The sequence below is a fragment of the Pseudomonas sp. EA_35y_Pfl2_R5 genome, assembly GCF_963970805.1.
Taxonomy (GTDB): Bacteria; Pseudomonadota; Gammaproteobacteria; order Pseudomonadales; family Pseudomonadaceae; genus Aquipseudomonas.
Window position 1 is genome coordinate 220,580 of the sequence record NZ_CAXAOW010000004.1, and the last position, 11,055, is coordinate 231,634.

General features: G+C 61.7%; 8 protein-coding genes. 7 read left to right on the forward strand and 1 reads right to left on the reverse strand.

All coding sequences use genetic code 11. The features are described from left to right. Positions 1-67 precede the first annotated feature (67 nt). From AACX99_RS11095 to fdhA, 6 genes are all read left to right on the forward strand, one after another. Positions 68-1,318 (forward strand): sarcosine oxidase subunit beta family protein, encoded by a 1,251-nt coding sequence (locus tag AACX99_RS11095; RefSeq protein WP_339411802.1) that lies wholly within the window; start codon positions 68-70, stop codon positions 1,316-1,318. 55 nt (positions 1,319-1,373) lie between these two features. Then, positions 1,374-1,700, forward strand: a complete 327-nt coding sequence (locus AACX99_RS11100) for a sarcosine oxidase subunit delta (protein WP_339411803.1) — start codon at positions 1,374-1,376, stop codon at positions 1,698-1,700. Next, positions 1,697-4,714, forward strand: a complete 3,018-nt coding sequence (locus AACX99_RS11105) for a sarcosine oxidase subunit alpha (protein ID WP_339411805.1) — start codon at positions 1,697-1,699, stop codon at positions 4,712-4,714. Before AACX99_RS11100 ends, AACX99_RS11105 begins: the two co-directional genes overlap by 4 nt. Then, on the forward strand, positions 4,707-5,348 hold the full coding sequence (locus AACX99_RS11110; RefSeq protein ID WP_339411807.1) for a sarcosine oxidase subunit gamma: 642 nt from the start codon (positions 4,707-4,709) through the stop codon (positions 5,346-5,348). The genes AACX99_RS11105 and AACX99_RS11110 overlap by 8 nt, the downstream gene beginning before the upstream one ends. A 135-nt stretch (positions 5,349-5,483) precedes the next feature. Next, complete coding sequence (gene purU, locus AACX99_RS11115; RefSeq protein ID WP_339411809.1) at positions 5,484-6,347, forward strand: formyltetrahydrofolate deformylase; 864 nt, start codon at positions 5,484-5,486, stop codon at positions 6,345-6,347. A 213-nt stretch (positions 6,348-6,560) separates the two neighbouring features. Then, complete coding sequence (gene fdhA / locus AACX99_RS11120) at positions 6,561-7,760, forward strand: formaldehyde dehydrogenase, glutathione-independent (protein WP_339411810.1); 1,200 nt, start codon at positions 6,561-6,563, stop codon at positions 7,758-7,760. Between the two features lie 189 nt (positions 7,761-7,949). Here fdhA and AACX99_RS11125 read toward each other — a convergent pair whose 3' ends face one another. Continuing rightward, on the reverse strand, positions 7,950-8,843 hold the full coding sequence (locus tag AACX99_RS11125; RefSeq protein WP_339411811.1) for an acyltransferase: 894 nt from the start codon (positions 8,841-8,843) through the stop codon (positions 7,950-7,952). Between the two features lie 171 nt (positions 8,844-9,014). On the opposite strand from AACX99_RS11125, the gene AACX99_RS11130 reads away from it, so the two are divergent. Further along, complete coding sequence (locus tag AACX99_RS11130) at positions 9,015-10,241, forward strand: HD-GYP domain-containing protein (RefSeq protein ID WP_339411813.1); 1,227 nt, start codon at positions 9,015-9,017, stop codon at positions 10,239-10,241. Positions 10,242-11,055: the final 814 nt, after the last annotated feature.

The window sequence follows — 11,055 nt, forward strand, 5'->3', positions numbered from 1 at the left end:
TGTAGAGATCGCGGGCATGGCCCGCTCCTACAGACAAGGTTCCAGCTTTCCGTTTCAGGAGCATCTCATGCAGCGTTATTCCGGCTTCGGCCTGTTCAAACACTCCTTCAGCCACCATGAAAACTGGCAGCGCATGTGGCGCAATCCCACGCCCAAGCCGGTATACGACGTGATCATCGTCGGCGGTGGCGGTCATGGCCTGGCGACCGCCTATTACCTGGCGAAAGAATTCGGCGTGAAGAACGTCGCGGTGATTGAGAAGGGTTGGTTGGGCGGCGGTAACACCGCGCGTAACACCACCATCGTGCGTTCCAACTACCTGTGGGATGAGTCGGCGCACCTCTATGAGCACGCGATGAAATTGTGGGAGGGCCTGTCCCAGGACCTTAACTACAACGTCATGTTCTCCCAGCGCGGCGTGTTCAACCTCGGCCATACCCTGCAGGACATGCGTGATATTGAGCGCCGCGTCAGCGCCAACCGCCTCAATGGCATCGACGGCGAAGTGCTGAATGCCAAGCAGGTCGAGGAGCTGGTGCCGTATATGGACTGCTCGAAGAACACCCGTTATCCGGTGATGGGCGCTTCCCTGCAGCGTCGCGGTGGCGTCGCCCGTCACGATGCCGTGGCCTGGGGCTATGCCCGCGCCGCCGACGCCCTGGGCGTCGACCTGATCCAGCAAACCGAAGTGATCGGCTTCCGCAAGGAAAACGGCGTATGCATCGGTGTGGAAACCAATAAAGGCTTTATCGGCGGTAAGCGCGTCGGCGTGGTCACTGCCGGTAACTCCGGGCATATGGCCAAGCTCGCCGGCTTCCGCCTGCCGCTCGAATCCCACCCATTGCAGGCGCTGGTGTCCGAGCCGATCAAGCCGATTATCGACAGCGTGATCATGTCCAACGCCGTACACGGCTATATCAGCCAGTCGGACAAGGGCGACCTGGTTATCGGCGCTGGCATCGACGGCTACAACGGTTATGGCCAGCGCGGCTCCTACCCGACCATCGAGCACACTCTGCAGGCCATCGTCGAGCTGTTTCCGGTGCTCTCGCGGGTGCGCATGAACCGGCAGTGGGGCGGTATCGTCGACACCACGCCGGATGCCTGCCCGATCATCGCCAAGACCCCGGTGCCGAATCTGTTCTTCAACTGCGGTTGGGGCACCGGTGGCTTCAAGGCCACTCCGGGTTCAGGCCATGTGTTTGCCGCCAGCCTGGCCAAAGGCGAGATGCACCCGCTGGCCAAGGCGTTCTCGATCGAGCGCTTCCACAACGGCGCGCTCATCGACGAACACGGCGCGGCTGGGGTCGCACACTGATTTTGGCCCCCTCCGCCGACGGCGGAGGGAGGAAGGTTTTCTGGAGGTACCGATCATGCTGCATATCTTCTGCCCTCACTGCGGCGAACTGCGCTCCGAAGAGGAATATCACGCCGGCGGCCAGGCACATATTCCGCGCCCGCTGGACCCGAACGCCTGCACCGACGAGGAGTGGGGCGAGTACCTGTTCTTCCGCGACAACCCGCGCGGTATCCACCACGAGTTGTGGATCCATGCGGCGGGCTGCCGTCAGTACTTTAACGTCACCCGTCACACGGTGAGTTACGAAATCCTCGAAACCTACAAGATCGGCGAGCGGCCCAGCGTGACTGAGGCATCGGTCACCGCGAAGAAGGCTGTCGACCAAGGAGTAACGGCATGAGCCAGGTCAATCGTCTTTCCCAGGGTGGTCGCATCGACCGCAGCCAGCCGCTGAGCTTCAGCTTTAACGGCCAGACCTTTCAGGGTTTTGCTGGTGATACCCTGGCCGCCGCATTGCTGGCCAATGGCGTCGATGTGGTCGGCCGCAGCTTCAAGTACTCGCGGCCGCGTGGCATCGTCGCCGCCGGGGCCGAGGAACCGAACGCCGTGCTGCAGATCGGCAGCACCGAAGCCGCGCAGATCCCCAACGTGCGTGCGACTCAGCAGGCGCTGTACGCCGGCCTGACTGCCAACAGTGTGAACGGCTGGCCGAACGTCAACACCGACCTGATGGGCATTCTCGGCAAGGTCGGCGGCGGCATGATGCCGCCCGGCTTCTACTACAAGACCTTTATGTACCCGCAGAACCTCTGGCTGACCTACGAAAAGTACATTCGTAAGGCCGCAGGTCTCGGTCGCGCGCCCAAAGAAAACGATCCGGACAGCTACGACTACCTCAATCAGCATTGCGATGTGCTGGTAGTCGGTGCCGGCCCGGCTGGCCTGGCTGCTGCCTTGGCCGCCGGTCGCAGCGGTGCACGGGTGATTCTCGCGGACGAACAGGAAGAGTTCGGTGGCAGCCTGCTCAGCACCCGCGAAACGCTTGACGGTGAGCCTGCTAGCGATTGGGCTGCTAAGGCTATCGCCGAACTGCAGGCTATGCCGGAAGTGACCCTGCTGCCGCGCGCCACGGTGAACGGCTACCACGACCACAACTTCCTCACCATTCATCAGCGCCTGACCGATCACCTCGGCGAAGTCGCGCCCATGGGAATGGTGCGTCAACGCATGCACCGCGTGCGCGCCAAACGTGTAGTGCTGGCCACTGGCGCCCACGAGCGGCCGCTGGTGTACGCCAACAATGACGTGCCGGGCAATATGCTCGCCGATGCGGTGTCCATCTACGTGCGCCGTTATGGCGTGGCACCGGGCAAGCAACTGGTGCTGTCGACCAACAACGACTACGCCTACCGCGTGGTGCTCGACTGGCTCGACGCTGGCCTGCAAGTGGTGGCCGTTGCCGATGTGCGTAGCAACCCGCGCGGCAGTTGGGTGGAAGAGGCGCGCAAGCGTGGCGTGCGCATCCTCACCGGCAGCGCCGTGGTGGAAGCCGCAGGCAACAAGCGGGTAACCGCTGCCCGCATCTGTGCCATCGATGTGCACAACCACACTGTCAGCAGCCCCGGCGAAGTGCTCGACTGCGACCTGATCGTCAGCTCCGGCGGCTACAGCCCGGTGGTGCACCTGGCTTCGCACCTCGGCGGTCGGCCGACCTGGCGTGAAGACATCCTCGCCTTCGTCCCCGGCGAAGGCTTCCAGAAGCGCCTGTGCGCCGGTGCGGTGAACGGCGTGTTCGGCCTCGGTGATGCCCTGGCCGATGGTTTCGAAGCGGGTGTTTCGGCAGCTGCCGAAGCCGGCTTCAAGGCAGTTACCGGCAGCCTGCCGCAGGTTGAAAAACGCATCGAGGAAGCTGCCGTCGCACTGTTCCAAGTGCCCCACGACAAATCCACGGCGCGTGCGCCGAAGCAGTTCGTCGACCTGCAGAACGATGTCACCGCGGCCGGTATCGAACTGGCCACCCGTGAGGGCTTTGAGTCGGTCGAGCACGTCAAGCGCTACACCGCGCTGGGCTTCGGCACCGACCAGGGCAAGCTGGGCAATATCAACGGTCTGGCCATCGCCGCGCGTTCGATGAACATCAGCATCGCGCAGATGGGCACCACCATGTTCCGCCCGAACTACACCCCGGTGACCTTCGGCGCACTCGCCGGTCGTCACTGTGGCGAACTGTTCGAGCCCAAGCGCTACACCGCAATGCAAAAGTGGCACCTGCAGAACGGCGCCGAATTCGAGGACGTCGGCCAGTGGAAGCGTCCCTGGTACTTCCCCAAGAAGGGCGAAGACCTGCACGCCGCCGTGGCCCGCGAGTGCCTGGCCGTGCGTAACGCGGTGGGCATCCTCGATGCTTCGACCCTGGGCAAGATCGACATCCAGGGCCCGGATGCGCGCGAGTTCCTTAACCGCGTCTACACCAATGCCTGGACCAAACTGGACGTGGGCAAGGCACGCTACGGCCTGATGTGCAAGGAAGACGGCATGGTCTTCGACGACGGTGTGACCGCATGCCTGGCCGACAACCACTTTCTGATGACCACCACCACCGGCGGTGCCGCACGGGTGATGGAGTGGCTTGAGATCTATCACCAGACCGAGTGGCCGGAGCTGAAGGTGTACTTCACCTCGGTTACTGACCATTGGGCGACCATGACCCTGTCCGGCCCCAACAGCCGCAAGCTGCTGGCCGAGGTTACCGATATCGATCTCGATAAAGATGCCTTCCCGTTTATGACCTGGCAGGAAGGCAAGGTCGGTGGCGTACCGGCGCGGGTGTTCCGCATCTCCTTCACCGGTGAGCTGAGCTATGAAGTCAACATCCAGGCCGATTACGCCCTGGCTGTATGGGAACAGATCATTGAGGCGGGCAAGAAACACGGCCTGACCCCGTATGGCACCGAGACTATGCACGTGCTGCGCGCCGAGAAGGGTTTCATCATCGTTGGCCAGGACACCGATGGCTCAGTCACTCCGGACGACCTGGGCATGGGCTGGTGCGTTGGTCGCACCAAGCCATTTTCCTGGATCGGCTGGCGCGGCATGAATCGCGAGGACTGCGTGCGCGAGAACCGCAAGCAACTGGTCGGCCTCAAACCGGTTGACCCGAACAAGGTGCTGCCGGAAGGCGCGCAACTGGTGTTCGACCCGAAACAGTCGATTCCGATGACCATGGTCGGTCACGTTACCTCCAGCTACATGAGCGCGGCGATGAACTATTCGTTCGCCATGGCCCTGGTCAAGGGCGGTCTCACGCGTATCGGCGAGCGAGTGTTCGCGCCGTTGGTGGATGGCAGCGTGATCGAGGCCGAAATCGTCAGCCCTGTGTTCTTTGACCCGAAAGGGGATCGCCAGAATGTCTAACGCCAATGTCTACAAACAACGCCCCGACAGCGGCCGTGCCGAGTCGCCGCTGTTCCACGCCGGCCTCGACGAGATGGCCCGCAAGGCCCCGCTCCACAAGAGCAGCAGCGCCGGGGTGACCCTGCGTGAGAAGAAACTGCTGGGTCACCTGACCCTGCGCGGCGATGCCGAAGACGTCAATTTCGCTGGCGGCGTGCACAAGGCTCTCGGCCTGGAGCTGCCGGTGGCCCTGACCCTGGTGGCCAAGGGCGAGACCTCGCTGCAGTGGATGGGCCCGGACGAGTGGTTGCTGATCGTGCCGGGAGGCACCGAGTTCGAGGTCGAGCGCAAGCTGCGCGAAGCCCTGGATGGTCAGCATATCTCGGTGGTCAACGTCAGCGGCGGGCAGACCATTCTCGAACTGAGTGGCGCCAAGGCCCGCGAAGTGCTGATGAAGTCGACCCCTTACGACGTGCACCCGAGCAACTTCCCGGTCGGCAAGGCCGTCGGCACTGCATTCGCCAAGTCGCAACTGGTGATCCGCCGCACCGGCGACGAGACCTGGGAGCTGCTGGTACGCCGCAGCTTCTCCGACTACATCTGGCTGTGGCTGCAGGATGCCTGCGCCGAATATGGATTGGCGATCAAGGCCTAAGTTGTAGGGTGGACGACGCTTTTTCGTCCACCGAGAGATCGTCATGGTGGATGGGTGAAGCGTCAGCTACGCGCCCCGATCCACCCTACGCCCGGTCCTCTCCCGGTGGAGAGGGAATCAACATCGGAGCACGCTATGAGCCGCACCCCCGATACCTGGATTCTCACTGCCCACTGCCCGAGCGTGCTCGGCACGGTGGATGCGGTGACGCGCTTTCTGTTCGAGCAGCGCTGCTACGTCACCGAGCACCATTCGTTCGATGATCGGCTGTCCTCGCGCTTTTTTATTCGCGTCGAATTTCGCCAACCGGAGGGCTTCGACGAGTCCGTGTTCCGCGCGGGCGTGCAGGAGCGTCTGGCGCCCTTCGGCATGCAGGTCGAACTGACCCCGCCAGGTTACCGGGTCAAGGTGGTGCTGATGGTCAGCAAGGCCGACCATTGCCTGAACGACCTGCTCTATCGCCAACGCATCGGCCATCTGTCCATGGATGTAGTGGCGGTGGTGTCCAATCACCCGGATCTGGAACCGCTGGCCCGCTGGCACGATATCCCCTACTACCACTTCCCCCTCGACCCGGCGGACAAACCGGCGCAGGAGCGCAAGGTGCTGCAGGTGATTGAGGACAGTGGTGCTGAGCTGGTGGTGCTCGCCCGCTATATGCAGGTGCTATCGCCTGAGCTGTGCCGCAAGCTGGATGGCTGGGCGATCAATATCCACCATTCGCTGCTGCCCGGCTTTAAAGGTGCCAAGCCCTACCACCAGGCCTACGAGAAAGGCGTGAAGCTGGTCGGCGCTACGGCCCACTACATCAATAACGACCTCGATGAGGGGCCGATCATTGCCCAGGGTGTGGAGTCGGTGGATCACGCCCATTACCCCGAAGACCTGATCGCCAAGGGGCGTGATATCGAGTGCCAGACCCTGGCCAAGGCCATCGGCTATCACCTCGAACGGCGGGTGTTTCTCAACGCCAGCCGCACGGTGGTGCTGCACGCATAAACCAGGATTCAGAGGCTGTAGGAGCGGCCCATGGCCGCGATTGACCATTGCGGGCGTGAAGTATCGCGGGCATGGCCCGCTCCTACGACATCAGATCACGGGTGGGTCACTACCAAGCTCTTGGTCCATCCGGCAACAGACACAAGCTCCAGTACAAGGCCGCGCGACCGTTGGCTGCGCCTTTGTATTCACAACAAGAAAGGAGAAATACGTATGTCTGGTAATCGTGGCGTCGTCTATCTCGGCGCTGGCAAGGTCGAAGTGCAGAAAATCGACTATCCGAAAATGCAGGACCCGCGCGGCCGCAAGATTGAGCACGGCGTGATCCTGCGTGTGGTATCCACCAATATCTGCGGCTCCGACCAGCACATGGTGCGCGGCCGGACCACGGCGCAAACCGGCCTGGTGCTCGGTCACGAGATCACCGGTGAGGTGATCGAGAAGGGCAGCGACGTCGAGAACCTGAAAATCGGCGACCTGGTGTCAGTGCCGTTCAACGTTGCTTGTGGCCGTTGCCGCAGCTGCAAAGAAATGCACACCGGTGTCTGCCTGTCGGTCAACCCGGCCCGCCCTGGCGGCGCTTACGGCTACGTCGACATGGGCGATTGGACCGGCGGCCAGGCCGAATACGCCATGGTGCCGTACGCCGACTTCAACCTGCTGAAGCTGCCGGACCGCGACCGGGCGATGGAGAAGATTCGCGACCTGACCTGCCTCTCCGACATCCTGCCGACCGGCTACCACGGCGCGGTGACTGCCGGTGTAGGCCCAGGTAGCACCGTGTATATCGCTGGCGCTGGTCCAGTCGGTCTGGCCGCTGCTGCCTCGGCGCGTTTGTTGGGCGCTGCGGTAGTTATCGTCGGTGACGTTAATCCGGTGCGTCTGGTACATGCCAAGGCCCAGGGTTTTGAAATCGCCGACCTGTCCCTGGACACCCCGCTGCACGAGCAGATCGCTGCATTGCTGGGCGAGCCCGAAGTCGATTGCGCGGTGGATGCGGTGGGCTTCGAAGCCCGCGGCCATGGTCACGCCGGCGTGCAGCACGAAGCCCCGGCCACGGTGCTCAACTCGCTGATGGGCGTTGTGCGGGTTGCCGGCAAGATCGGTATCCCCGGTCTGTACGTTACCGATGATCCAGGTGCGGTCGATGCCGCGGCGAAGAAGGGCGCGCTGAGCATCCGCTTCGGCCTCGGCTGGGCCAAGTCGCACAGCTTCCACACCGGCCAGACCCCGGTGATGAAGTACAACCGTGCGCTGATGCAGGCGATCATGTGGGACCGCATCAACATCGCCGAAGTGGTCGGCGTGCAGGTGATCAGCCTGGACGACGCGCCACGCGGTTACGGCGAGTTCGATGCTGGTGTGCCGAAGAAGTTTGTGATCGATCCGCACAAGATGTTTAGCGCGGCTTGATGCAATCGCAGCGCCGCTGATCCGGAGGTTGGGTTAGCGGCGCAATCCAGCAAACCCGCATACGACATCCAAGGTTGGGCGCTGCCTAACCCAACATTGCGCTGTTCTGGCCTGCCACGATTGGTGGGTTACGGCACGCCCGGCCGGCGCGACCATCGATCCGACACAGTTCCGCGAACCTAACCCAGCCTACGTCTCAATCTCGGCGCGAATTTGCGCAATCCGTGCATCTTTCTCTTCCCACAGTTTCGTCACCCAGTGCTGCACAAGCTGGCGGAATACCGGGTCGCTCTCGTAATCGCCCTGCCACAGCGCGGGGTCCAGATCGCAGGTCTGGATATCGACAATCACCTTGTCCACCTGGCCGCTGATCAGTTCCCAGAAGCCCGGGATTTGCGTGCCTGGATAGACCAGGGTCACGTCCAGTACCCTATCCAGCTGTTCGCCGAGTGCCGCCAGGACAAAGGCCACGCCGCCGGCTTTGGGCTTGAGCAGATACTGATAGGGCGAGCCTTGCTGCGCCTGCTTCGCCGGGGTGCAGCGGGTGCCTTCGAGGTAATTGACCACGGTCACCGGTAGGTCCTTGAACTTCTCGCAGGCGCGCTTGGTGATTTCCAGGTCCTGGCCCTTGAGTTGCGGGTTCTTGGCCAGAAACGCCTTGGAATAGCGGCGCATAAAGGGGTAATCCAGCGCCCAGAACGCCAAACCTAGGAAGGGCACCCAGATCAGCTGCTGTTTGAGGAAGAACTTGAAATAGGGCGTCTTGCGGTTGAATGCCTGCACCAGCGCCGGAATATCGACCCACGACTGGTGATTGCTGATCACCAGATAAGAGGTGCTTGGGCGCAGCTCAGCGTTGCCGCGAATCTCCCAGTGCACCGGCAGCAGTGTGGCGAAGATCAACTTGTTGAGTTCCGCCCAGGTTTCCGCCACCCACATCACCCCGCGCGAACTGGCGGTTTTCAGCGTTTTGCCGGGCAGGACGAACTTGCCGATGGCGATCAGCAGCAGCGGGCCGATCAGTATCAGCGTATTGAGCAGCAGCAGAATACTGACGCTAAGGCCGGTCAACAGGCGGCGCATGGCAACTCCTCATGTGCGCGGGAGTGGCAATCATAAGCAGTCGTGCCAGTGCTTCCAAGCCGCCAACCTGCGACTGATGTCTTATTGCTATCACTTCGCCCGCAGCACAACACTGCAGGTAGTTTGATCATCTACGCTTCTGAGAGTGTGGTTCTTATCAGAGTGCAATCCATGTTGAAGTGCATCGCGGTGACCGACGTACGCGTCGGTATGTATATCCACGAGTTCTGTGGTGCATGGATGGACCACCCCTTCTGGAAATCCAAGTTTCTTCTCAAGTCGCAAAAGGATCTGCAGCGGATCCAGGCCAGCAGCATCGGTGAACTGTGGATTGATGTCAGCAAGGGGCTGGATGTCGAAGTCGGCACCGCCAGTGTCAGTGCCGAGGAAGTTGCCGCCGCCGCCGAGGCCGCTCTTTTAGCCGCGGTGCAGAGCCCGCCGGTCAGTCTAGCGGTGTCGATGGAGGATGAGATGCAGCGTGCGGTCAAACTCTGCGAGCGCTCCAAGGATGCAGTGGTCAGCATGTTTGGCGATGCGCGTATGGGCCAGGCGCTGCAGTTCGAGCAGGCCGGCGAGTTGGTCGAAGAGATCTCCGATTCGATCATGCGCCACCCCAACGCACTGATCAGTCTGGCGCGGCTGAAAAATGCCGATGAGTACACCTACATGCATTCGGTGGCGGTCTGCGCACTGATGATTGCCCTGGCGCGCAATTTGGGGCTCAACGAGGGCCAGGTGCGCGAGGCCGGGCTGGCAGGGCTGCTGCATGACATCGGCAAGATGGCGATTCCCAATGCGCTGCTAAGTAAGCCAGGCAAGCTCACCGACAGCGAGTACGCTACCGTGCGCGACCACCCTGAAGCTGGATCGCACATGCTGATTGATAGCAAGCAGGTCAGCGCGTTGGTGCTGGATGTGTGCCTGCATCACCACGAGAAGGTTGATGGCAGCGGCTACCCGCACCGTCTGGCCGGCGAGCAGATCAGCCTGTACGCGCGCATGGGGGCGGTGTGCGACGTGTATGACGCCATCACCTCTGATCGACCGTACAAGCAGGGTTGGGACCCGGCTGAGTCGATCCGCAAGATGGCCGAATGGAAAGGTCATTTTGATCCGGTGGTGTTCCAGGCCTTTGTCAAAACCGTAGGCATTTATCCGGTGGGTTCGCTGGTGCGCCTGGAGAGCGGACGCATTGGCGTGGTGATGGAGCAGCAGGCCAAGTCCTTGCTCGCGCCCAGGGTCAAGGTGTTTTTCTCGGCCAAATCAAACATTCCAATCCCGCAGGAGGTCCTCGACCTGAGCAAGTTGGTCGGGCGTGAGAAGATCGTCGGTCGCGAGTCCGCTGAGGTATGGGGTTTTCGTAATGTAGATGAGCTTTGGAGTGGTCTCTCCAGCTAGGCTTCAGCGCGCGGTCCAGGACCAAGCCGTAGCCTGGTCTCTCATCTATGCTCACTGCAATCGCTATTGCGGGCGGCGCTGCTGGGCGCGCTTCTTGCTTGAAGTTTTGCTTTGGCGCGCCCCTGAAGTTGGTGCGCTCAACAGGTTGAGGTGTGTATGACTGGAGTACTCAAACCGGGTGTGCGGCTGCTGGAGCGTTTTAGCTTCGCGCGCAAGTTTCAGCTGGTGTTTGTTTTGTTCGCTTTGCCGCTGGGCTTTTCTTTGTGGGTGATCGGCAGCAATTATCTCGACCGGCTTAATGCCATCGACAATGAACTGGAGGGCATCAGTGCCTTGCAGGCCATGGCCGACGTGCAGCAGGAGTTGATTGAGCAGCGCACCTTGCTATCGCGCTGGAAGGGCACTGAGAAAGCTGCAGAAGCGCTGTTGCGCGACCACGCCAGCGGTCTTGAACCTGCCCTGCAGGCGCTGGAACCGCCGCTTAAATCCCGGTTGTTCAGTGATCAGGCGCGTCAGCATTTGCAGAATCTCAGTGCCGGGCAGGCTGAACTGAGTGTCGATGTACTGGGTAAGTTGGCGCTGCCCGATGCCCTTGAACGTTACCAAAAGAACCTACTGGGCCTGCTCGCCCTGCGCGAACAGGCGGCCACCGACAGCGGCCTGATCCTCGATCCGCAGCTCGACACCTACTTGATGATGGAGCAGCTGACCTACACCCTGCCGCGCCTGCTCGAACAGCTGGGCAGCTTTGCCAGCCAGGGCTATGGCGCGGTGGTGTCGCAGCATTTCACTTTGCAGAGCCGGGTGTTGATCC

Excerpts from the sequence above, each read along its gene's own strand:
- AACX99_RS11095 (WP_339411802.1), top strand. The coding sequence starts at position 68 with ATGCAGCGTTATTCCGGCTTCGGCCTGTTCAAACACTCCTTCAGCCAC.
- AACX99_RS11100 (WP_339411803.1), top strand. The coding sequence starts at position 1,374 with ATGCTGCATATCTTCTGCCCTCACTGCGGCGAACTGCGCTCCGAAGAG.
- AACX99_RS11105 (WP_339411805.1), top strand. The coding sequence starts at position 1,697 with ATGAGCCAGGTCAATCGTCTTTCCCAGGGTGGTCGCATCGACCGCAGC.
- AACX99_RS11110 (WP_339411807.1), top strand. The coding sequence starts at position 4,707 with ATGTCTAACGCCAATGTCTACAAACAACGCCCCGACAGCGGCCGTGCC.
- purU (WP_339411809.1), top strand. The coding sequence starts at position 5,484 with ATGAGCCGCACCCCCGATACCTGGATTCTCACTGCCCACTGCCCGAGC.
- fdhA (WP_339411810.1), top strand. The coding sequence starts at position 6,561 with ATGTCTGGTAATCGTGGCGTCGTCTATCTCGGCGCTGGCAAGGTCGAA.
- AACX99_RS11125 (WP_339411811.1), bottom strand. The coding sequence starts at position 8,843 with ATGCGCCGCCTGTTGACCGGCCTTAGCGTCAGTATTCTGCTGCTGCTC.
- AACX99_RS11130 (WP_339411813.1), top strand. The coding sequence starts at position 9,015 with ATGTTGAAGTGCATCGCGGTGACCGACGTACGCGTCGGTATGTATATC.